A 21,598-nucleotide genomic window follows, 5' to 3' on the forward strand; every position below is an offset into this window, starting at 1 on the left:
TGGGGGTTCTAAAAAATCTAGCCAAAGTCCATACATGTATTGTGACGATACGTGAGCTTTAGCTTTAACTAATTGCCCAAAAAGTACCAATAACTCACAATAATGACCTTGCCAGTACGAAATCACAACTAATACATATGGAGAAGTTAGTACCTAGCGAGTGAAAGTTAAGACTATGAAACTGCTATTAACGGTCGGCAAACCACTTGACGACGATTGATCCACGCCGGATCGTAGCCTTTTCCACTGCTCTAAAGTCGGCTTGATTCCAAAAGTGTATTTAAGTAAGTGAATACTCTAAATAAATCGAAAAGCTCTGTTACCTTAATTGGTCGGCAGAGCTTTTAACTGTTCACGGTTTTTAAAATATATCCAGGTATTCTTTCTGGAATTTGATGAAATCTTGCACACTGTCGTGATAGGTAAATCTACCGCCATTTTTATCAATAATCCAGTTGATATTCTCGTCATTTAACAAGATTCCATACATGCAGTGATGAAGCAGTTCAATTTGCTTTTCATCCCTAATTCGGATCAAATGTTTTTCTTGTTCGATAATGAGGTACCATTTCGTTTCTGTTTCATCTACATCCGCATCCACATACAGTATTGATACCGACAAGGGGAATGGCCAGTCAAACCATTGTCCTCGCTTGTCTTCTCTATAACCTTCAAATGCCATGGTTATTCCCTCCTACTTGGATAATTTCCTGATTAGTTTAAATGTATCTAACGTGCTGCGATTGTACGCTTAATTAGGTTCTTGTCTTATCCTACTGGCACAGGAATATCGCCCCCATATTCTTCTCCTTGGCTTCACGTACACCATCATAAACATCTGTAAAAGTTCAGTGTCACTTTGGCAACCGTCTAATTCCGCTATTGTTGCACAATAGTTGTATCCGCTTTTATCGTTCATTGTTCTGATCTGTACAGTATACGGAAAACGACAGGTAATAAAGAAGCTGAACGCTTTGTTACCCGATATCAAAACGCTATTACCAATACTGTACAATTATTCTACTGAGCAATGATGTGGTCCAACATGAAGGACTGGAGATAAGAACAGGTAGCAGTGTAATGGACATAAAGGCGCGTCTGCTGGTTTTGGAAGAGGGGACCACAAGAGCGATATACGCTCTATATTGTAATCATAGGGGGCTGGGATGGTGACCAAAAGATCATTACATTTTCTCGTATGGAAATAGGCGCTGTATTAAACCTCCAATGATATGGAGCAAGGATACACTCATGTCTTGAATGTATCTTGTTTCTGGAGGGTCAAAAGTGAAAACCCCTTATTCACAGTCCGTTTTGAGCTATAACCAAATTTTAATGTGGCTTTGTGTTCTTTCGTTTTTAGTGTGTTAAATGAAATGGTTCTTAATATCTCTTTACCTGATATTGCTGATGAATTCAATAAGACACCAGCCATTACAAATTGGGTGAATACTGCCTTTATGCTAAGTTTTTCTATAGGAACAGCTATATACGGAAAGTTATCTGATCAGTTAGGTATTAAAAGGTTGCTCCTGTTTGGAATCATAGTGAATTGCGTAGGATGATTAATTGGATTTGTGGGACATACTTTTTTTCCAACACTTATCTTGGGACGATTTATACAAGGGATTGGTGCAGCTGCATTTCCTTCACTTGTGATGGTCGTAGTTGCTCGCATATCCCAAAAGAAAACAGGGGAAAGGCAATATGGCCTCATCGGGTCTATCGTAGCAATGGGTGAAGGGATAGGACCGGCTATTGGTGGGGTGATTGCTCATTATATTCATTGGTCTTATTTACTGCTTCTTCCTGTTTTAACGTTTGTAACTGTTCCCTTCCTGATAAAATTATTGAAAAAGGAAGTCATTTCAAAGGGCTCGTTTGACAATGCAGGAATCGTGCTTATATCTCTAGGTATTGTATTGTTTATGTTGTATACAACTTCTTACAGAATTTCTTTTCTGGTGATAAGTGTTCTATTTTTCTTGATCTTTTTAAAACATATCAGACAAGTAACCAATCCTTTTGTTGATTCTTCATTGGGGGAAAATACTGCATTTATGATAGGAATCCTTTGTGGGGGGCTTATGTTTGGTACCGTAGCTGGATTTGTTTCTATGGTCCCTTATATGATGAAAGACGTTCACCACTTAAGTACCGCAATGTTTGGCAGTGGAATTATTTTTCCTGGAACGATAAGTGTTATTTTCTTTGGTTTTCTTGGAGGAGCACTTGTTGATAAGAAAGGTTCCTTACATGTGCTAGCAGTCGCCGTTGCATTTCTTGCCGTCAGTTTTTTGGTAGCTGCTTTCTTTATTGAAATGACACCTTGGCTGATGTCTATTATTCTAGTCTTTGTTTTCGGTGGTCTTTCTTTTATTAAAACAGTAATATCCACTATTGTTTCAAGTAGTTTAAAACAAGAAGTAGCTGGCGCAGGAATGAGCTTGCTTAATTTTATAAGCTTTTTATCAGAAGGAACGGGGATTTCAGTTGTAGGAGGCTTATTGTCAATACGTCTTATTCATCAAAAATTTATACCAATCATTAATTTTCCATCTGCTTATTTATATAGCAATATGTTATTGATTTTTTCAGTGGTCATTATAATTAGCGGGATTTTATCTGTTATTGTATATAGACGTTCAGTTTCAGATTCCTGATAAGAGCAAAAAAGGATTACATGCTGAAAATGATCGCATCCTCACGTTTGAAGTAAGTGAATACTCTGAAAATAAATCAAAAGCTCTGCTAACCTTAATTGGCCGGCAGAGTTTTGTGTGCTGATCAGTTTGATTTTACTAGATACGGGAAAAGTAGCAATGCAAAGTGTGCGTACAAGATAGTATTGTTTTTAAATTCGGCCTTATTACAGAAGGATAGGCTAATTTGAATACTTAAACTTATAATACCAAAAAATCGCTTTCTCATGGGCTGTGGAAAAATTAGAATATAGCATAGTATCAACTCCGCCGATTACAAAGTTATTTTTAGCATAGAATCGACAAGCTAAAATATTCACATCCTGTGTTTCAAGCATAAGGCCAACAAGATTATTCTGCTTAGCCCACTCGGTTGCTTTACTCAATAAGGCTGCTCCGATTCCCTTGTGTCTCCAGTCTTTAGCGACGGCAATATCCTCAATTAGAGCATAGCCATTCCAATTAGTACAAAGTTTAATTTTCCCAACACAGTCGTTCTCATCATAATATAAAAAAATAGATTTTCCTTGTTCATTAATATAACTGATATCGACGTCATCATCCTCATACTGTTTAAAATATGGTTCGGGAAAACTTTCTTCTATATATGACCAAATGTTGTTCTCGTATTTAGGTATAATTTTTCCTGACACAATAAAGCCGTTATTCTCATTTGACTTTTTAAAATCCCCCATATTTGAAAGTGACATTTTAATTATCATGGCTTGTCTCCTTCTGGTTTAATTTCTCTATGCACATTATTCTAAAAGAGAACCACTTTTTCCTGTCTGTTAGATTTATAAAAGAGTAAAATAGTAGCGACTGTTCAACTATGTGTGATATTTACGATCTCGTCCGCTTGCTTAAACGATTCATAGCAGTAGTTAGGTGTGCTGCTTAACACAAAAAAGCAGGAAGAATTTCTCCCGCTTTTTGCATGAAAACGATTATTAACGTCTGCGTTGTCTATCGTTTACGCTAAACAAATTAACAGCCAGTGCGTTACCTCTTGCACGCGCAGTGGCTCTTTGATTGGAACGGATGTTCAATCTTCTTCTTCTTAAATCACGTCTGCAATGTCTTCTGCTCATAATATCACCTCCCTTCAAGAAATGAAGGTGCGGTTGAATCTTAGTGGCGTTTATGCTTACGCTTGGAAATTTTGATATTCAAGGCATTGGTTGCTAGTGCATTTCCGCTTCCTGTTTTAGCAGCTGCGGCTTGAAAGACTTTAACGACCAGATATCTGTTTTTCCCGATGCGATGCTTATACGTTTTAACTCTATTTCTGATCATCTGCATATCTCCTTTGCTTAGTTCTGCTATATATATATGTCAATTGTGATAGTAATGTATCAGCATAAATCTATTAGAAGCAAAAAGAAGCTAGTACCTATATCCCTAAAGGTTAACAAAAAAACTCATGCGAACCTGTCTTCGCCTTTTCAACTTTACGTTGCAGGAGATGTTACAGGCAGGTCGGCATGAGTCTAATGTGTAGAATAAAGATAATATGCAGTTTGTATGAAAATTATTTACTATTAAGGGTGTTAAGTTTTTTTTCGTAGTACGCCTCTTGGACAAGAATATGATTCAGTTGTTCTGAGAGCTGTTTATATTCTTGGCTGGCCTCTGGGTAATTATTTCTTTCGGAAATTACAGCTTCAAGTTGCTTTTCTAAATACCTGAAATGGATGAGTATTTGTATGTACTGAATACGATCGTAGGTTGTTATGTGTGATTTCTCTTCTGCATACAAATGATCCATTGTTGGAACTGCACAGCTTACGACGATAAATATCATAACAAACGCTGAAATTATTATTTTTTTCATTTAATTCCTCCTACAGGGCTATGAATAATTAATATACCATATTTAGCTAAAAGAAAGAAAGATCTATTAGTTTTGCCCACAACAGTATAGCTGTTCAAGATCAGTGGGGGATTATTTGAGACGATGAGGCTGATTTTATAGTAGATACAATAGGAATAGGTTGCTAAAAGGAAAGAATAGTTGTGAGATACATAGTAAGCATGATAACAATACAAAACCGGCTTGCCCTAGGCAGCCGGTTTTGTATTAGGGGATAGAATAACGGGGAAGGAAGAACGAGAAATCAGTGGAAGTCCCGGAAGAGTCCTACAACTTTGCCCAAAATACTGACGTGTGTCAGACGAAGCGGTTCAAAGGCTGGATTTTCAGGTTGAAGCCGGATATGATCTTTTTCTTTGTAGAAGGTTTTAACTGTAGCTTCGTCTTCATCTGTCATAGCTACAACAATATCGCCATTATCAGCGGTCTGCTGCTGACGTACGATTACATAGTCTCCGTTAGCAATCCCAGCCTCAATCATGCTTTCGCCTACAACAGATAACATGAATATTTTATCCTCACCAACAAAGTGTTGGGGAAGAGGAAAGTAATCTTCAATATTTTCTGTCGCCGTAATAGGAAGACCAGCGGTTACTTTGCCGACGACGGGGACACGACTAATGGAGTAATTAATCAAGTTGCTGTTATCCGATTCGTCTTGACCGAGTAACTCAATAGCCCGTGGTTTTGTAGGATCGCGGCGAATGAGTCCTTTTTTCTCTAAGCGATCCAAATGACCGTGAACCGTAGAACTGGAGGCCAATCCGACAGCCTCGCCTATTTCGCGTACAGAAGGGGGGTATCCCTTTAGACGCACTTCATTGCGGATAAATTCAAGAATGGCCTGCTGGCGGCTCGAAATCTTAGACATACCGTATCAACCCCATTTAGTAACGTTTGGGAAAATTATAGCATAGAACCTCCGTTCGTACAAACATAAGTTCTAAATAATCCCTAAAAAAATTGCGAACTTTTGTTCTCTTTTCTATTGAACAAAACAAACGTTCGTGTTATATTGTGAAAACATAAGAACAAACGTTTGGAGGACACAACCATGATGAAATATAGCACCTATCAAAGTATTTTTCCAATGAATATAGAAAATTTACAGGAGACCCGAAAAGAGGGTAGGGCGCGTTTTATGCAGATTATTACCCATACTCTTTTACTTAAGCTTCTTATTATAGTGATTGTTGCTTGGATTGCAGGAGCAGGTGTACTTACGGTTTTCGCGGCTCCTTCAGCTTCCAAGGAAGAAGTGACTAAACTGACAGTACAACCTGGGGATACGTTGTGGCAGATTGCCGCGAATCATAAACCGGAACGAATGGATACACGAGTATATATAGAAGGAATTGTGCGGATTAACGGTTTAGAGGATCGGGGAGTGCAGGCAGGTCAGGTACTCAAGCTTCCTGACTTATGATCTATAGACTATTAGAGCTTGTCAGGGAGCGTAATGCGGGAGCCTTGACAAGCTCTTTTCTACATGTCAAAGTGTATTATATCTTTGCTTTTATGGAGGGGACACAATTTGGATATAGACAGCTTGGTACAGCGCATTAATGAATTAGCGCGCAAAGCAAAATCCGAGGGATTAACAGAAGAGGAAACCACAGAACGTGCCAATCTTCGGGAAATTTATTTAGGTAACATTCGTCGTAATTTTCGGCAGCAGCTAGAAACGATTGAATTTGTGGACGATGATACATCGAAGGGAAATGACGGGCTGAAGCATTAATGTTGTTAAAGCGCCCAAGCCTGCAATTTGCCTTTTGTTTTAGGTACCTCTCATGGTATCTATATAGATCAGCTTTGAGGCAATTGTTTTAATGTAATATATCTGGGAAGGAATTGAGAGATGGCCCGATCATTTGAAAGAAAAGTACGCAAAAACACAGCGCATTTAAATAAATCGCGCAAAAAGCAAGGTATTCAAACCATTAGCGGCGCAGGTTCTGCAATGGATATTTTTCGTGGCCGTAATATTACTGTGCCAATTATGCTGGCTGGTCTTTCTGTATTGTACATGCTTATGAGTTACTTTTTGACTAAGACCGGTATGCGAGGGATGGATTGGCTTGTATTCGGCCTGTACTTGATGCTGGCTGTTATCTTTTTTATCCGTCGTCCTTATCTGAAAGTGGGAAAGGATACTCTCTATATGCTGAAAGGTGGTAGAGAACGTCCAATGACGGCAGGGGACATGAAAGCCATCAAGATTGAAAAGGGTTACGTAACCGTTGAAAGAAAAGGTAAGGGTGGTAATTTCATTTTCACAAAATCATTAGGTCGCTATGACACGGATGCCATTGCAGAGCGACTTGAGAAGTTTGCGCTATCCAATCAGATACAGGTTGACAAGAAATAACTGATTTAGCCTGTAGCTCTGTAACAAAGGCCGTATGATGTTATTTCATATAACATGCTGCGGCCGCTTGCTTAATATGGGCACACATAACGATTCAAATGCTTAATCAAGCAAATAGGCGTACATATACTGTGGAAAGAGAGTGGATAATTCAGATGACGATTCAGGCGGTAATGTTTGATCTTGATGATACCCTTTTGTGGGATGAACGTAGTGTAGAAGAGGCATTTGATGCAGCGTGTCAAACAGGCTCCCGTGAAGCAGGTGTTGATCCAAAAGCTCTGGAGGAAGCCGTACGTAAAGAAGCACGCGCTTTGTATGAATCCTATGAAACCTTTAGTTTTACTCAAATGATCGGCATTAATCCGTTTGAAGGATTGTGGGCGAATTTTACAGCGGGTGAGCAACCTGAATTCCGTCAATTGGAACAGTTGGCCCCTGTTTATCGAAAGGAATCATGGCGCAGAGGACTCCAGCAACTAGGGATAGATAATGAGAAGTTGGCGGAAAAGCTGGCTACCCAATTTGCTTCGGAAAGACGCGCACGTCCCCATGTATATGAAGAAACGTTTGAAATTCTAGAACAATTGAAGGGACAATACAAGCTGTTATTATTGACAAACGGTTCCCCTGATTTACAACAGGAGAAACTGGATGGAGTTCCTCAATTAGCTCCTTTCTTTGATCATGTGGTCATTTCAGGTTCATTTGGTCGAGGCAAGCCGGATCCGTCTATATTCCAGCATGCGTTGGGGCTTCTTGGTATTGAGCCTGAACATGCTTTAATGGTAGGAGATAAGCTGACGACTGATATTCAAGGAGCGTTGGCAGCAGGTGTTCACTCGGTGTGGGTGAACCGAAACGCCAAAACCAATACCACAGAGATCAAGCCGAAGTTTCAAATCAAGCATCTGTCTGAATTGGATGGAATTATTCAGTCGTTAAAGTAAGAAATCTACACCTTTAGAAACGAGTATTAAGAAAACTCCCTTCGCTCGATTGTCACAGAGCAGAGGGAGTTTTTTATTTACACAAGGATAAATTCGTAATTATGCTTTAATGAAGGTTGGATCTTCGAACGGTTCCGCAATCCAGCCATTTTCTTCAATGAACAAGCGGACTGCTACGATCTTTTGATTCTCCATTAAAGTGAAGAAGTGAGGTATATTTTCGGGTACGGAGATAACGTCCCCCGGTGAAAGCTCTACGTTAAAATAGTCGATCTCTTCAGGTCCTTTAATAATAAAGATGCCTTTACCAGCGATAATGGCACGGATTTCATCCTCGGTATGGGTGTGAATTTGCTCAAACTTGGCCAGCAACTCGTCCAAATTCGGCGTTGCTTCAGATAGAGTGATAACGTCCCATATTTTATATCCGCGACGTGCGGCTAAATCCTTGATTTCGGGTTCAAATGTTTTGAGAACAGCGGCCTTTTGATCATCTGTTAAGGTAAAGTTCTCTTGCAGCTCCCCGGACAATTTGGAAGCATCCCAATGTTCATACAATATCTCGTGACTCTCCAGAAATTCACGTACTTGTTCTTCACCGCTAATTCTTTCATTCGTATTACGTATTAAGATTTCGGCCATGTATTTATCCCCTCTTTTCCACTTGGATTAATGTTATATAAAGAATACCATGTCTTGAAACGTTGTACAATACAGGATTTCAACATTTTATAATGCAAATGAACATAGCTAAAGGATGCAGGGTTAAGTACGTTTAATAATGCTACAAACTATAAAAATGGATAAGAGAAGTCGTTTTTACAAAGAACAACCTGTATAAAACGTATGTTTTTACTTCAATCTATCTAAATGATACGGTTTCTGCTAAACTAGGATTTAACGTTTTGCGGGGGTGAAGAAATTTGGATAAAGTTAGCTTGCAGGATGCATTACAACGAAGAATACTCCTTCTTGATGGGGCCATGGGCACCATGATTCAACAGGAAGACCTTTCCCCCGATGATTTTGGTGGGGAAGAGCTGGAGGGCTGTAATGAAATGCTGGTCTTAACGAGACCAGATGTCATTCAAGGGATTCATGAAGCCTACTTGAAGGCTGGGGCAGATCTAATTGAAACGAATACATTTGGAGCAACATCCGTCGTTTTGGCGGATTACGATATACCGGAACGTGCCCGTGAAATTAATCTGGTGGCGGCCAAACTGGCGCGTAACGCGGTGGATAAATACAGCACTGCGGACAAGCCTCGCTTTGTAGTAGGAGCTATGGGCCCAACCACGAAAACCTTGTCTGTCACAGGTGGTGTTACATTTGCTGAGTTGATTGACAGCTATCAAGAGCAGGCCTTGGCGCTTATTGAAGGCGGCGTGGATGTACTCCTTTTGGAAACCTCACAGGATACGCTTAACGTCAAGGCTGGAAGCATCGGAATTCGGCAGGCTTTTGAGCAGACAGGTATCGAGCTTCCACTAATGATTTCAGGCACGATTGAGCCCATGGGAACGACGTTGGCCGGACAAAATATCGAATCCTTTTGCATATCACTGGAACACTTGCATCCAATTTCAATTGGGTTGAATTGTGCTACAGGTCCAGAGTTTATGCGTGATCATATTCGCTCTCTGTCTGAAATGTCCTCTGCAGCTATTAGCTGTTATCCAAATGCGGGCTTGCCCGACGAAAATGGTCAATACCATGAATCGCCTGATTCATTAGCACGTAAAATGACTGCTTTCGCTGAAAAAGGCTGGCTGAATATTGCTGGGGGATGTTGTGGTACCACGCCTGAGCATATTCGAGTTATGAGTGAAAGTATGTCGCAGTTTGAGCCGCGTCCGCTGGTAGGTCATCATCCTCCTGCCGTATCAGGCATTGAGCCTGTATATATTGAACAGGACAATCGTCCGTATATGGTTGGTGAGCGAACAAATGTTCTTGGCTCCCGCAAATTCAAGCGTTTGATTGTGGAAGGCAAATATGAAGAGGCGTCTGAAATTGCCCGTGCTCAGGTAAAAAGCGGAGCGCATGTCATTGATATTTGTGTGCAGGACCCGGACCGCGATGAAATGACGGATATGGAAGCGTTTTTGAAACTGGTTGTAAACAAGGTAAAAGTACCTTTGGTGATAGATACAACGGATATTAAAGTCATTGATAAAGCACTTCAATATTCGCAAGGTAAGGCGATTATTAACTCCATTAATCTGGAGGATGGTGAAGAGAAATTTGAGAACATGGCTCCTCTTATTCATAAGTACGGCGCCGCTGTTGTTGTTGGTACGATTGATGAACGCGGACAGGCTATTTCACGTGAGGATAAGCTTGAGGTAGCTAAACGTTCTTATGATCTGTTGGTGAACCGTTACGGTTTGGCAGCGGAGGATCTAATTTTTGATACGCTTGTATTTCCAGTAGGAACAGGTGATGAGCAATATATCGGTTCAGCTAAGGAAACGATTGAGGGTATTCGCATTATTAAAGAGGCGCTTCCCGGAGTGCATACTATCTTGGGCATCAGTAACGTTTCTTTTGGTTTGCCGGAAGCGGGTCGTGAAGTGCTCAATTCCGTCTACTTATATGAATGTACCAAAGCAGGTCTGGACTATGCGATTGTAAACACTGAGAAGCTTGAGCGTTATGCATCCATTCCAGAGCATGAGCGGAAACTTGCGGAAGACTTGATCTATAAAACAAATGACGATACTTTATCCGCTTTTGTAGCAGCTTTTCGTAACAAGAAAGTGGAGAAAAAAGAAAAGATATCAAACCTTTCGCTCGAAGAAAGACTGGCTTCCTACGTAGTGGAGGGAAGTAAGGAGGGACTCATTCCGGATCTGGAGCAAGCGCTTGTGAAATATTCTTCGCTGGAGATTATTAACGGCCCGCTGATGAAGGGGATGGAGGAAGTAGGACGACTGTTTAACAATAACGAATTGATTGTAGCAGAGGTGCTGCAAAGCGCTGAAGTGATGAAGGCGTCCGTGGCTTATTTAGAGCCGTTCATGGAGAAGAATGAATCCTCAGTAAAAGGTAAGATTTTGTTGGCTACAGTCAAAGGTGATGTGCATGACATTGGTAAGAATCTGGTGGAGATTATTCTATCCAACAATGGTTACCATATTGTGAATCTGGGTATAAAAGTACCACCAGAACGCATTATTGAGGCTTACCGTGAAGAAAAGGCCGACATGATTGGCTTATCCGGGTTGCTTGTTAAATCGGCACAACAAATGGTGCTGACCGCACAGGATTTGAAAAATGCGAATATTGATATTCCAATAATGGTGGGTGGAGCTGCTTTAACACGTAAGTTCACTAAAAATCGTATCCGTCCTGAGTATGATGGTCTGGTTGCCTATGCAAAGGATGCTATGGATGGCCTAGATATTGCCAATAAGCTTATGAATCCTGAGTCCCGTAAAAAAATGGCCGAGGAGATGGAGGCTGAGCGAGAAGCTGAAGCGGCAATCGTCGTGGAAGCCAAGCCGCTCCCTAAACTCACTCGAGCTGTGCGCTCTAACATTGCTCAGGATCTGCCCGTCTATATTCCACCAGATACGGATCGCCATGTACTGCGTAACTATCCACTGAATTATATTTTGCCTTACGTGAATATGCAGATGCTAATGGGGCATCATCTTGGTTTAAAAGGCAATGTTGAGCAGCTGCTGGCTTCGGAAGATCCGAAAGCGATTCAGTTGAAGGAAACCGTGGACAGCATCATGTTTGAAGCTGTGACAGACGGAATCATCCAGGCACATGCCATGTATCGTTTCTTTCCAGCGCAGTCGCAAGGGAATCAAATTCTGATCTATGATCCGTCGGATGTGAGCAAGGTACTGCACACATTTACATTTCCGCGCCAGCAGGTAGAGCCTTATCTGTGTCTGGCTGATTTCTTGAAATCAGTGGAATCCGGAGTTATGGACTATGTGGGTTTCATGGTCGTTACAGCTGGTCATGGGATTCAGCAGATATCTACCCAGTGGAAAGATAAAGGGGATTATCTGCGCTCGCATGCACTTCAAGCGGTAGCACTCGAAGTAGCAGAAGGGTTAGCGGAACGGCTTCACCATATTATCAGGGATAGCTGGGGTTTTCCGGACCCTGCCGATATGACAATGAAACAGCGGCACGGTGCCAGATATCAAGGCATTCGGGTATCCTTTGGCTACCCTGCATGTCCAGATCTGGAGGAACAGGGGCCGTTGTTCCAGTTGTTAAAACCTGAGGATATTGGCGTTGAGCTGACGGAAGGGTTTATGATGGAACCGGAGGCTTCTGTATCAGCCATGGTGTTCAGCCACCCTCAGGCGCAGTATTTTAACGTCGAAAAGGTTTAACACCTTTATCAGATGGGATAGCAAATACCCTCCGAGCTTCGGAGGTTTTTTGCTGGTCAGCAGGAAGAAGGTTAATGTTATGGAATTTTATTTTCTCGGTACAAATGCAGGGGTGCCTACGATTCAGCGAAATGTAACGTCCATCGCTCTTCGTTTGCTGGAAGAACGAAGAAGCATGTGGCTGTTCGACTGCGGTGAAGGCACTCAACAAGAGGTATTGCGTTCGCCGCTCAAACTAAGCAGACTTGAAAAAATATTTATCACCCATTTGCATGGGGATCATCTTTTTGGTCTGCCGGGGCTGCTGTCGAGCAGAGCGTACCAGGGGGGAACGACACCACTGACGGTATATGGACCGCCTGGAATCCAGCAATATATCGAGCTATCTTTAGGGATCAGCCAATCGCGTATCAATTACCAACTACATATTGTGGAGCATACGGGCGGGGTTCTGTTTGATGACGGACAATTCCGGGTAGAGTCAGCTTTGCTGGATCATCGGATCGACAGCTATGGCTACCGAGTTGTAGAGATGGATAAGCCCGGTAAGCTTAACCAAGAACTGTTGGAGCGATATGGAATCAAGCCCGGCCCGGTGTACGGTAAGTTAAAGCGTGGGGAAAGCGTGGAGGTAGAGGGTGGAGTTATTTTGCACCCTCAGGATGTTTTGGGTTCGCCGAAAAAGGGGCGTATCATCACGATTTTGGGGGATACGAGACCTTGCCCGAATACGGTAGTGCTGGCTCAAGATGCAACTGTCGTCGTTCATGAAGCCACTTTTCTGCATGAACTGGCAGATACAGCGTACGAGTATCATCATAGTACGGCGCTTCAGGCAGCGGAGGCTGCAAAAGCCGCAGGTGCGGGTCAGCTAATCATGACACATTTTAGTTCTAGGTATAAAGATCAGGAGCAGCTTCAGCCATTGCTGGAGGAAGCGCGAAGCATATTTCCCAATTCATTGCTTGCGGAGCAGCATGTGTTGTTACCGGTACCCGATATCGGTTAATAAACGATTGGAGAAGATATGTGCATGGGTACCGGGGCTTGCTCCGGTGCCTTTGTTTTTCACCGAAATTATTTTCCGGGAAAGCGCAGGATGCGACAAGAGATGAGAACCCGTACACGGTGGTGGGGATGAATTTGTTCTACCACATATGGAGGTATGTCATATTCGCGTTTCTATATATCGAATTTAAAGGATTTTATGTCTTGAGCATGATCAGGAAATACAGAAGATTTCCTTTGAGGAAATAGCGCCTTCGATGGATTTCGACGAAGATGTGAACTTATGTCATGTGAAAGCGACGGCTTTTAGCGAGGAATGGCGCTATTTTGCACGGTTTGCCAGCAATTCATGGACTTCATAAGCATTTTTGACTTAAGATAGATGGGATGAATGGAGACAGCCGATTATTTTATAACCTGAATCATTAAGGTGGTTAAATAAGAAGGAGAACATCGTTCATAGGATGAATTATAATTTTCAATGCTATGATGTGAATGGATTTGAAGTGGGGGAGGGGATTGCGATAAAATCGTTACTAATTGATCTGGATGGAACCCTTTATCATGGAAATCGGATGATCAAGGGTGCGGATCTGTTCATATCCCGATTGCGTACAGACCAGATACCTTATGCTTATGTTACAAACAATGCTTCACGCACACCCGAATCGGTGGCTGAGCATTTGGTTGGTATGGGAATTAAAGCGGCCAGCCATGAAGTATATACTTCGGCGTTAGCAGCTGCACAATATGTAGCACAGCAAAGTCCTGGAGCTCGTGTATATTGTATTGGTGAGACAGGATTACGTGATGCACTCACAGGAGCCGGTTTGCAGCTTGTTGAGAACCATCCTGATTATGTGGTGCAGGGGATAGATCGTCAATTTACATATGATGCGCTGGCCGCTGCCATGCGTTGGATTCGGGAAGGAGCCACTTTTATTTTGACAAACCCGGATCTCCAATTGCCTTCACATGATGGGCTAACGCCAGGAGCAGGTACGATTGGAGCAGCAATTGAAGCGGCTTCACAGGTAAAGCCTATTGTCATCGGTAAGCCTTCAAGCGTATTGATGAATTATGCACTGAACCGCTTAAACATTAGGGCGGATGAAGCTCTGGTTGTGGGCGATAATATGCTTACAGATATTGCGGCAGGTGCAGCAGCAGGTTGTAAAACAGCTCTGATCCTGTCGGGCGTGACGACCCGCGCTAATATGGACGAGCATGTGCGTACCGTTGGAGTAAAACCTGACCTGATGTTTGAAAATCTCGCTGAATTGCAGGACTGGATGAAAGAAGAGCTGAGATAATAGAAAAAAGTATATGTCTTAGAAAACTTGCGAGCATTAAAAGCTATGTAGCTACGAAAGGAAAGATGTTGATATGCCGGAACTTCCTGAAATGGAAAACTACAGAATCTTATTATCCAAACAAATTTTGGACATTCCGATTACTGGAGTGACGGTTAGCCGTGAAAAGTCCATTAATACTGAAGTGGAAACGTTTGAGAAGCAATTGCTCGGAACGACCGTTGTATATTTAGAGCGTCGAGGCAAGCATTTGATTTTTCATTTAAACACGGGCGGGCGGCTCGTACTTCATCTGATGTTGGGAGGGCTGTTATTTCTGGGAACGGAGGAGCAGCGTCCAGATCGTACAGTTCAGATCGAATTAGATTTTAGTGGAGTAAAGCTTTATTTTATCGGACTGCGCTTAGGTTATCTGCACTTGCTGACGGCTAAAGAAACAGAGGAGGCTTTGTCAGACCTGGGACCTGACCCGTTAGACCGCCGCATGACGTTGGAAAAGTTTACAGCACGGCTGAAGGGACGCCGGGGGATTTTAAAAACAACACTGGTGAATCAGCAGATTTTTTCAGGTATTGGCAATTGTTATTCGGACGAAATTGCTTATATCGCCGGATTTACACCGGGTTCCAAAGTACAAAACATTGTGCAGTCGCCAGAAAAAGTGGAAAAGCTATACCATGCCACTCAATCCGTACTACGTGAAGCTACTGCGGAAGGTGGGTACATGGAAATGCCTCTAATGGAGGGAGACACACTAACAGGTGGATTTGATCATCAGTGTCGAGTATATGACCGCGAAGGAGAAGAATCTCCAAGTGGAGGGAAAATTGTAAGGGTTGAACTGGCGGGGAAAAAAGCATTTTATTGCCCGGTACAGCAGCATGATGCCTAAATTGCTCATTGGCTCCCATGTGAGTACGCGTGGTGGCTTTTCCAAAGCCGCTATGCGTGCGCGAGAGCAGGGGGGGCGTTCATTTCAATATTTCCCGAAAAATCCTCGTAGTCTTAGGTTGAAGGAATGGAGTGCTACTGATGCTGCTGCTTGCAACGCTTACTGTATAGAGCATCAGCTTCATTCCATTGCTCATTCGCCATATCCCGTTAATCCGGCTCATGGGTCCGATCGTGGTCAGGAACTTTATGAGCAGACGATTGCTTCATTACGCAATGATCTGGATATTGCTGAAGCCTGTGGGTCAAAAGGGATTGTCGTTCATTTTGGTCACATGCATTCGTTAGACCCTCTAGAGGGCTATCGTAACATCATTAACTGTTTTAATGATGTGCTGGAAGGCTGGCAGGGAAATGCTAAAATATTGATTGAAAATCAGGCGGGGGATCATGGACCTATGGGAACCACGCTTGAGGAAATGGTGCAAATCCGTCAGTTGTGCCGGTATCCTGACAGTATCGGCTTTTGCTTGGACACTTGTCATGCGTATGCAGCAGGATTGTGGAACGGTGGAATGGACGAGGCTTTGATCGATAAAGGAAACCGTCTCGGCTATTGGTCAGCTCTATGCGGAGTTCATTTGAACGATTCTAAATACCCGTATGGCTCTAAAAAAGACAGACACGCTCGTGTGGGGCAAGGCTACATTGGTACTGAGGGCATGCGCTGGATGACAGATCAGGAGGCTGTAAGAGGCATTCCTATCGTTTTGGAGAGTGAGACGGGACCTGATGGGACACATCAGGAGGATATTCAAATGATTCTAAGCTGGGAGTAAATCAGTCTGATTGATAATAACTATCTTTGAGACTTGTGAGCTTGCATATATGGGAAAAGGAGGAGAAGTTGATGTATTTGTTTATGGACGATTATCGGCCTTGTCCTCCGGGCTTTAAGCTGGCAAGAGATGCGGAAGAGTGTCTGCTACTGCTTCATGAATACCCTATTACGATACTATCGCTAGATTATGATTTGGGTCCAGGTCAACCTACGGGAAAAGATGTGGCTGCTGCTATCGCAGGGAGACGGTTATATCCACGTGAAATTTACTTGCATTCCTCCAGTCCAGAGGGGCGGCGAGCCATGTATGAGCTGCTCTATGCGAATAAGCCAGAGGGAGTCACCGTGCATAATGGGCCCATACCCGAGGAGCGTATGCGAGAGATCAGAAAAGGGTCTGAACAATGAAAGAGATCGGACAAAAAGACGCGCGCCGTGCCATATGGGAGGGATGCAAGCTGGCTTTGTTTGTGTACACTCCCATGTGCGGAACATGCGCAGCTGCCCGTAAGATGCTGGAGGTAGCAGAGCATTTGCTCCCCGAAGGAGCAGTGGTGCAGAGCAACATTAACTATATTCCTGAACTGGTACAGGAGTACCGGATATCCAGCGTTCCCGCGCTTCTTATATATAATGGTGAAAACAATAATCCTGAAATCATCTACAAAATGGAATCTGTAGAACACTTGCTGAGCAAAATAAGGAGCGTGATGGAATGATATCCATGAAGAGCATTACGTTGCAGCGGGAAGAAAGACGGATATTGGACGATGTAAGCCTGGATATACGAGAAGGTCAACATTGGGCTATTCTGGGTCGCAATGGTTCCGGTAAAACAACTTTGCTGGAAATGATGACAGGGTATATGTTTCCAAGTCGTGGTACGGTTGAAGTGCTTGGGCAAATGTATGGTCAATGTGATGTGCGGGAGGTCCGCAAGCAGATCGGATATATCAGTCAGACCTTATTGGAAAAGCTGGCGCTAAAAGATCCAGTTTGGGAAGTAGTCGCTACAGGTGCGTATGCTTTTTTGCGCTTTTATCAGGAAATTCCAACAGAGGCAAAAGAAAAGGCCATATCTTTGCTGGAGGGTATGAATTTAGGTGACTTGATTCATCATCCGCTGGGGACGTTATCTCAAGGAGAACGTAAAAAGGTGATGTTGGCCCGCTCACTGATGGCGGAACCCCGTCTGCTAATTATGGACGAGCCTTGTGCTGGGTTGGATCTATTTGAGCGGGAAAAAATGCTGGTCGAGATTGATCGGCTCCGCAAGCGGGACTTATCAGTGGTCTATGTGACTCATCACATTGAGGAGATTGTCCCCCTATTTACACATGTTGCATTGATTCGTGATGGTAAGGTTGCAGCAGCTGGACCGAAAAAAGAAGTTTTAACGAAAGAATTGATTATGCACACATATGAAGTTTCGGTTGAGCTGGATTGGGATGGAGAACGTCCCTGGATTCGGGTGTGCGCTGGAGGGTAATGTTATTTTGGAGGAACTATATATGAGTACAGATGAACAAAGTGAATCTACTTTGTCATCATCAAGATTTATTTGTACGGCCAATCACGGTTTTGCACCCTATGCTCAAGAGGAGCTTAGAAGAATATTTGGCTCTGTGAAAAGTACGATGCTTTTACCTGGTGAAATTTTTCTGGCTACATTACCTGCGGAAGAAATTGAGACAGTGAGGACAATTACAGGTCAGCCGCCGATGTTTTTACGTCACTTGTTTCCTGTTCATTTTCAGGAAGAAGGAACGGATCTGGTTCAGGTGCAGGAGCGTCTGGTTGCATTCATCCGTAACCGCAAGGAACTGATGGATCAACGTGTTTCTTTACAGGTGCGCAAAGGATCTAATAGCAGCTGGACTGAAAGCGCAGGTGCACTTAAGCAGGCTTTGAGTGAACAATTAAGTGATCTACCTATGGAGCAAACAGTACAAGGCGCCGATGTTATTGTGTCCGTTTTTGCAGATACAGATACGTGGTATGCAGGTGTATCACGTCCTGAGGACAACCTATCGGATTGGAGCGGAGGTGCGGTTCGTTTTCAGAAAGAAGACGGACAAATTTCCCGTGCCAAATTCAAGCTATTGGAAGCAGAAGTAACGTTCGGCATAGATTTTGGCGCTTTCCATCAGGGACTGGATATTGGGGCAGCACCGGGTGGATGGACTTCCTTCTTACTGGAGCGGGGACTGAAAGTTACTGCGGTTGATCCGGCAAAGATGGAGCCATCACTGATGAAGTACGCCAATCTGACTTTTTTGCGTAAAAATGCAAGTGAAGTCAAATTTAAAGAGAATTCGTTCGATCTGCTGGTTTGTGATATGAGCTGGAGTCCTAAGCAAATGGCAAGGCTTGTTACTGATTTACTATATAGTTTGCGAAGTGGTGGTACTGCTATCGTTACGGTCAAGCTAATGCATAAAAAGCCCTTGGCGCTCATTCATGATGTAATTGCTTCATTTGAGGAGTCCGGCATGCAGATTCAGCGAGCTAAGCAGCTATTCCATAATCGAGATGAGATTACCCTGTACATGATTAAGTATGGAAAATAACACTTTACAATAGATACAGGTGTGCTATATAATAAATCCAAATTGTTCCTTAAAAATAATAATGATGTTTAAATCAAGGGAAAGCATCCCGCGAAACGGTTTTCATGGCGACATGGAAATTTGATTTTGCGGCAGCTTTCCCTTTTTTGCGTTGTTTGCTTAAGAAAGGAGGTAGGAGAATAATGAAGCAACCATCACAGTTGGAATTCGGATCAATTGTTGGTGAGCGTTACCGTATTGTGCGCACATTGGGTTCGGGAGGAATGAGCCGCGTGTTCATGGCAGAGGATTTAAAACTGCCAGGCAAGCAATGGGCAGTGAAGGAGTCGGTTGCCGAGCCACAAGTGATGAAGCTTGTACGCACGGAGGCAGAGATGCTGATTTCACTAAGCCATCCACGTTTACCAAGAATTGTTGATTTTTTTGAGCATCCCCCATCTGGTGCGGTATACCTGGTTATGGATTACATCGAAGGAATTACGCTGGAAGCATATATGAAGGGTTACCAAGGCTATATTCCACAGGAGCAAATCGTCCCATTCGCTTTGCAGGTACTGGATGTGTTGGATTATTTGCATACCCGTCAACCACCAGTCATTTACCGGGATCTGAAACCAACGAATATTATGCTGACACCGGAAATGGAATTTATACTGATTGATTTTGGAATAGCGAGGAGCTACAAGGCTGAGCTGGATCAAGATACGGTAAAGCTGGGCACAGTGGGCTTCGCTGCCCCGGAGCAATATGGAGCAGGTCAGACGGATGCTCGTTCAGACTTATACAGTTTGGGAGCGCTGCTATTGTATCTCTGTACAGGAGGAAAATATAGCGAGTGGACTGCGGGAGTAGAAGGATATATACGCGGGGAATTGTCTCGTCATTTGATTCCAGTAATTCGAAAACTGCTGCGTGAGAATCCTAAGGAACGATTTCAATCCGCCGGGGAGGTCATTGGAGAACTGCGTCGCAGTGCTGATTTTCAACCTGCTCAACAAGGAATATCCGTTAATGATGCCTCAATGGATTATGCAGGTACAAGGGTAGTGGCTGTACTGGGTGTCTCTGCCGGCTCCGGTGCTACGCATACAGCAATTATGGTGAGCCACTATCTGGCTCGAAGATCCCGCTCCGTAGCTTTGGTTGAGCTGCACAGCACAGCCAAAGCATTTGCCCGACTTCAAGAAGTCGTAGAAGGCACATCCGTTGGACAAATGAGTTCAAGTCGGCGTTTTGAAGTCGATGGAGTACATTACTGGCGACAAACATCGCGTGCGGATGTCATTTCTTTGTTGGGTGGTTCTTACAGATTTATCGTACTGGACCTGGGGAGTGGGCAGGATAATGAACGTCTGGAAGAATTCTTTAGAGCCGATTATCCGCTCGTCGTTGGCTCAGGGGCCGAATGGAGGGTTCAGGATATAGCAGGGCTAACCCGATCTCTTCAGCGCCACCCACAGCACAAATGGAATTACTGCTTGCCATTGGCAACTTCGGAGGCGGTTCGCAGGCTTCGTAAGGAGCTGGATCACGATAAAGTATTTGCTCTACCGTTCCACTCAGACCCCTTCGAACGGGATGATGAGATGGATCAGGTGCTGGACGAGCTGTTTCGCGGAGTTATTCCAGACACCCGGAGAAGACGCTTCGCATTCCTTAAGCGACGGCGCTAAATAGAAAGTATATATCAAAAAGAGGCAGGGGAGAAGTTGTGTGTCCAAGCTAAGAAAAAGCAGTAAACAAAAACTGTATGCCGGTTGCATTGGCGCTGGGATTGTTGGCATTATCTTTGCCGGCTACCTTATGGTTAATATCCATCAAATGAATGAGGTTAGGAAACAGGCTGAGGTAGAGGCAGAACTGAAATGGAAAGTGTATGAACAAGAGCAACGAACCGCGAAAAAAGGCTGGGCGGTTGTCCGTGATATTTCTCCAGGTGAACAGATTGCATCTAATGATTTGAAGGGAATTAAAGTTCCCGGTTCTCAGGCTCCATCAAATTTGCTGGCAAATAAAAGTGAAGTTTCCGGAACCACAGCCAAGATTGAGCTTAAAAAAGGATCTGTGCTTACATCGTCTATGATTACTGCTGATGAACCCACACCTAAAGATTTACGCAACCGTGAGCTAAAGGTGGTGGTACTACCCAACAGTCTAAAGTCGGGGGACGAAGTAGATATCCGCATACAATTTCCAACAGGTCAGGATTACATTCTATTATCCAAAAAGAAGATTTCCCGACTGGAAGGTCCAATTGTCTGGGTCACTTTGAATGAGCAGGAAATATTATCGCTTTCGAGCGCGATTGTTGATGCCTATCTGCATAAAGCATCCATTTATGCTCTGACGTATGTCGATCCCCAATTTCAGCCTAAGGCAATCCCGACCTATCCACCTAACGCGCAGGTGTTAGCGTTAATGAATAGTGATCCGAATTTGATACACATTGCTGAACAAAAGCTGTCTAAGCAGCTGCGGGATTCCCTTGAAAATGCAATTAGTTCATCAAACAGTGTAATTTCAACACCCGTGGAAAGAAGTCTGAGTGAGGAAATTGCAGCTCAACATGCGGGTGCTACTATAGAAAACCCAACAAGCGGGATTGATGTTACAAGAAATGAATATGAGAATGAGCAGGATCATCAAGAACAAACAAAGATTCTGACGCAGGGTGGAAGCTCTGACCCGTATGCCAAATAAATGAGAGAAAAGGAA

22 protein-coding genes and 1 pseudogene are annotated in these 21,598 nt (G+C 43.3%); 16 read left to right on the plus strand and 7 right to left on the minus strand.

What is annotated here, in order from left to right:
* Positions 1-361 precede the first annotated feature (361 nt).
* Positions 362-682, minus strand: a complete 321-nt coding sequence (locus ACEN8J_RS08690) for a hypothetical protein (protein ID WP_029517409.1) — start codon at positions 680-682, stop codon at positions 362-364.
* A gap of 578 nt (positions 683-1,260) precedes the next feature.
* Here ACEN8J_RS08690 and tet point away from each other — a divergent pair.
* Positions 1,261-2,663: pseudogene (tet, locus tag ACEN8J_RS08695) on the plus strand (Tet(L)/Tet(K)/Tet(45) family tetracycline efflux MFS transporter).
* A gap of 221 nt (positions 2,664-2,884) precedes the next feature.
* Here tet and ACEN8J_RS08700 read toward each other — a convergent pair.
* The 5 genes from ACEN8J_RS08700 to lexA all read right to left on the minus strand — a co-directional run bounded on the left by ACEN8J_RS08700 (position 2,885) and on the right by lexA (position 5,446).
* Complete coding sequence (locus ACEN8J_RS08700; protein WP_449291973.1) at positions 2,885-3,424, minus strand: GNAT family N-acetyltransferase; 540 nt, start codon at positions 3,422-3,424, stop codon at positions 2,885-2,887.
* 228 nt (positions 3,425-3,652) lie between these two features.
* Complete coding sequence (locus tag ACEN8J_RS08705; protein ID WP_165146693.1) at positions 3,653-3,793, minus strand: hypothetical protein; 141 nt, start codon at positions 3,791-3,793, stop codon at positions 3,653-3,655.
* Positions 3,794-3,833: 40 nt separating this feature from the next.
* On the minus strand, positions 3,834-3,998 hold the full coding sequence (locus tag ACEN8J_RS08710) for a hypothetical protein (RefSeq protein ID WP_013310546.1): 165 nt from the start codon (positions 3,996-3,998) through the stop codon (positions 3,834-3,836).
* A gap of 235 nt (positions 3,999-4,233) precedes the next feature.
* The gene (locus ACEN8J_RS08715; protein ID WP_449291972.1) at positions 4,234-4,536 is read right to left on the minus strand and encodes a hypothetical protein; all 303 of its coding nucleotides are present in this window, start codon (positions 4,534-4,536) and stop codon (positions 4,234-4,236) included.
* A gap of 283 nt (positions 4,537-4,819) precedes the next feature.
* Entirely contained in the window at positions 4,820-5,446 is a 627-nt protein-coding gene (gene lexA, locus ACEN8J_RS08720) for a transcriptional repressor LexA (RefSeq protein ID WP_013310545.1), read from the minus strand.
* A 186-nt stretch (positions 5,447-5,632) separates the two neighbouring features.
* Here lexA and ACEN8J_RS08725 point away from each other — a divergent pair, with 186 nt between their 5' ends.
* From ACEN8J_RS08725 to ACEN8J_RS08740, 4 genes are all read left to right on the plus strand, one after another.
* A complete protein-coding gene (locus tag ACEN8J_RS08725) occupies positions 5,633-6,001 on the plus strand; it encodes a LysM peptidoglycan-binding domain-containing protein (RefSeq protein WP_039271343.1) in 369 nt (122 codons plus the stop codon).
* A 108-nt stretch (positions 6,002-6,109) separates the two neighbouring features.
* Positions 6,110-6,316: a DUF896 domain-containing protein gene (locus ACEN8J_RS08730; protein ID WP_029517413.1), complete on the plus strand. Its 207-nt coding sequence runs from the start codon at positions 6,110-6,112 to the stop codon at positions 6,314-6,316.
* A 120-nt stretch (positions 6,317-6,436) separates the two neighbouring features.
* On the plus strand, positions 6,437-6,946 hold the full coding sequence (locus tag ACEN8J_RS08735) for a hypothetical protein (protein ID WP_025724118.1): 510 nt from the start codon (positions 6,437-6,439) through the stop codon (positions 6,944-6,946).
* A 155-nt stretch (positions 6,947-7,101) separates the two neighbouring features.
* Positions 7,102-7,896 carry an HAD family hydrolase gene (locus ACEN8J_RS08740; RefSeq protein WP_029517414.1) on the plus strand — a complete coding sequence of 265 codons (795 nt, stop codon included), beginning with the start codon at positions 7,102-7,104 and terminating at the stop codon, positions 7,894-7,896.
* Between the two features lie 99 nt (positions 7,897-7,995).
* On the opposite strand, the gene ACEN8J_RS08745 is transcribed toward ACEN8J_RS08740, so the two are convergent.
* The gene (locus tag ACEN8J_RS08745; protein ID WP_341070920.1) at positions 7,996-8,538 is read right to left on the minus strand and encodes a 1,2-dihydroxy-3-keto-5-methylthiopentene dioxygenase; all 543 of its coding nucleotides are present in this window, start codon (positions 8,536-8,538) and stop codon (positions 7,996-7,998) included.
* Between the two features lie 281 nt (positions 8,539-8,819).
* On the opposite strand from ACEN8J_RS08745, the gene metH reads away from it, so the two are divergent.
* The 11 genes from metH (at position 8,820) to ACEN8J_RS08800 (ending at position 21,583) form a co-directional block, all read left to right on the plus strand.
* Positions 8,820-12,260 (plus strand): methionine synthase, encoded by a 3,441-nt coding sequence (metH, locus tag ACEN8J_RS08750; RefSeq protein ID WP_483595488.1) that lies wholly within the window; start codon positions 8,820-8,822, stop codon positions 12,258-12,260.
* Between the two features lie 79 nt (positions 12,261-12,339).
* Entirely contained in the window at positions 12,340-13,269 is a 930-nt protein-coding gene (gene rnz, locus ACEN8J_RS08755; RefSeq protein WP_029517417.1) for a ribonuclease Z, read from the plus strand.
* Positions 13,270-13,732: 463 nt separating this feature from the next.
* Positions 13,733-14,581 (plus strand): TIGR01457 family HAD-type hydrolase, encoded by an 849-nt coding sequence (locus tag ACEN8J_RS08760; protein WP_081317588.1) that lies wholly within the window; start codon positions 13,733-13,735, stop codon positions 14,579-14,581.
* A 73-nt stretch (positions 14,582-14,654) separates the two neighbouring features.
* On the plus strand, positions 14,655-15,473 hold the full coding sequence (locus tag ACEN8J_RS08765; RefSeq protein WP_025724124.1) for an Fpg/Nei family DNA glycosylase: 819 nt from the start codon (positions 14,655-14,657) through the stop codon (positions 15,471-15,473).
* Positions 15,463-16,311, plus strand: a complete 849-nt coding sequence (locus ACEN8J_RS08770; RefSeq protein ID WP_318627361.1) for a deoxyribonuclease IV — start codon at positions 15,463-15,465, stop codon at positions 16,309-16,311. The genes ACEN8J_RS08765 and ACEN8J_RS08770 overlap by 11 nt, the downstream gene beginning before the upstream one ends.
* Positions 16,312-16,382: 71 nt before the next feature.
* Positions 16,383-16,721: a cyclic-phosphate processing receiver domain-containing protein gene (locus ACEN8J_RS08775; RefSeq protein WP_318627235.1), complete on the plus strand. Its 339-nt coding sequence runs from the start codon at positions 16,383-16,385 to the stop codon at positions 16,719-16,721.
* On the plus strand, positions 16,718-17,032 hold the full coding sequence (locus tag ACEN8J_RS08780) for a thioredoxin family protein (protein WP_029517421.1): 315 nt from the start codon (positions 16,718-16,720) through the stop codon (positions 17,030-17,032). Before ACEN8J_RS08775 ends, ACEN8J_RS08780 begins: the two co-directional genes overlap by 4 nt.
* Entirely contained in the window at positions 17,029-17,802 is a 774-nt protein-coding gene (locus ACEN8J_RS08785; RefSeq protein ID WP_029517422.1) for an ABC transporter ATP-binding protein, read from the plus strand. The genes ACEN8J_RS08780 and ACEN8J_RS08785 overlap by 4 nt, the downstream gene beginning before the upstream one ends.
* Before the next feature lie 22 nt (positions 17,803-17,824).
* On the plus strand, positions 17,825-18,883 hold the full coding sequence (locus ACEN8J_RS08790) for a 23S rRNA (cytidine(2498)-2'-O)-methyltransferase RlmM (protein ID WP_029517423.1): 1,059 nt from the start codon (positions 17,825-17,827) through the stop codon (positions 18,881-18,883).
* A 179-nt stretch (positions 18,884-19,062) separates the two neighbouring features.
* The gene (locus ACEN8J_RS08795; RefSeq protein ID WP_495594543.1) at positions 19,063-20,556 is read left to right on the plus strand and encodes a protein kinase domain-containing protein; all 1,494 of its coding nucleotides are present in this window, start codon (positions 19,063-19,065) and stop codon (positions 20,554-20,556) included.
* Positions 20,557-20,596: 40 nt separating this feature from the next.
* Positions 20,597-21,583: an SAF domain-containing protein gene (locus tag ACEN8J_RS08800; protein ID WP_029517425.1), complete on the plus strand. Its 987-nt coding sequence runs from the start codon at positions 20,597-20,599 to the stop codon at positions 21,581-21,583.
* Positions 21,584-21,598: the final 15 nt, after the last annotated feature.

The sequence above is a fragment of the Paenibacillus sp. Paensp38 genome (genome assembly GCF_059491915.1).

Excerpts from the sequence above, each read along its gene's own strand:
- ACEN8J_RS08770 (WP_318627361.1), top strand. The coding sequence starts at position 15,463 with ATGATGCCTAAATTGCTCATTGGCTCCCATGTGAGTACGCGTGGTGGC.
- ACEN8J_RS08790 (WP_029517423.1), top strand. The coding sequence starts at position 17,825 with ATGAGTACAGATGAACAAAGTGAATCTACTTTGTCATCATCAAGATTT.
- ACEN8J_RS08725 (WP_039271343.1), top strand. The coding sequence starts at position 5,633 with ATGAAATATAGCACCTATCAAAGTATTTTTCCAATGAATATAGAAAAT.
- ACEN8J_RS08710 (WP_013310546.1), bottom strand. The coding sequence starts at position 3,998 with ATGATCAGAAATAGAGTTAAAACGTATAAGCATCGCATCGGGAAAAAC.
- ACEN8J_RS08780 (WP_029517421.1), top strand. The coding sequence starts at position 16,718 with ATGAAAGAGATCGGACAAAAAGACGCGCGCCGTGCCATATGGGAGGGA.
- ACEN8J_RS08765 (WP_025724124.1), top strand. The coding sequence starts at position 14,655 with ATGCCGGAACTTCCTGAAATGGAAAACTACAGAATCTTATTATCCAAA.
- rnz (WP_029517417.1), top strand. The coding sequence starts at position 12,340 with ATGGAATTTTATTTTCTCGGTACAAATGCAGGGGTGCCTACGATTCAG.
- ACEN8J_RS08760 (WP_081317588.1), top strand. The coding sequence starts at position 13,733 with ATGAATTATAATTTTCAATGCTATGATGTGAATGGATTTGAAGTGGGG.
- ACEN8J_RS08690 (WP_029517409.1), bottom strand. The coding sequence starts at position 682 with ATGGCATTTGAAGGTTATAGAGAAGACAAGCGAGGACAATGGTTTGAC.
- ACEN8J_RS08705 (WP_165146693.1), bottom strand. The coding sequence starts at position 3,793 with ATGAGCAGAAGACATTGCAGACGTGATTTAAGAAGAAGAAGATTGAAC.
- ACEN8J_RS08735 (WP_025724118.1), top strand. The coding sequence starts at position 6,437 with ATGGCCCGATCATTTGAAAGAAAAGTACGCAAAAACACAGCGCATTTA.
- ACEN8J_RS08745 (WP_341070920.1), bottom strand. The coding sequence starts at position 8,538 with ATGGCCGAAATCTTAATACGTAATACGAATGAAAGAATTAGCGGTGAA.
- lexA (WP_013310545.1), bottom strand. The coding sequence starts at position 5,446 with ATGTCTAAGATTTCGAGCCGCCAGCAGGCCATTCTTGAATTTATCCGC.
- ACEN8J_RS08775 (WP_318627235.1), top strand. The coding sequence starts at position 16,383 with ATGTATTTGTTTATGGACGATTATCGGCCTTGTCCTCCGGGCTTTAAG.
- ACEN8J_RS08785 (WP_029517422.1), top strand. The coding sequence starts at position 17,029 with ATGATATCCATGAAGAGCATTACGTTGCAGCGGGAAGAAAGACGGATA.
- ACEN8J_RS08700 (WP_449291973.1), bottom strand. The coding sequence starts at position 3,424 with ATGATAATTAAAATGTCACTTTCAAATATGGGGGATTTTAAAAAGTCA.
- ACEN8J_RS08740 (WP_029517414.1), top strand. The coding sequence starts at position 7,102 with ATGACGATTCAGGCGGTAATGTTTGATCTTGATGATACCCTTTTGTGG.
- ACEN8J_RS08715 (WP_449291972.1), bottom strand. The coding sequence starts at position 4,536 with ATGAAAAAAATAATAATTTCAGCGTTTGTTATGATATTTATCGTCGTA.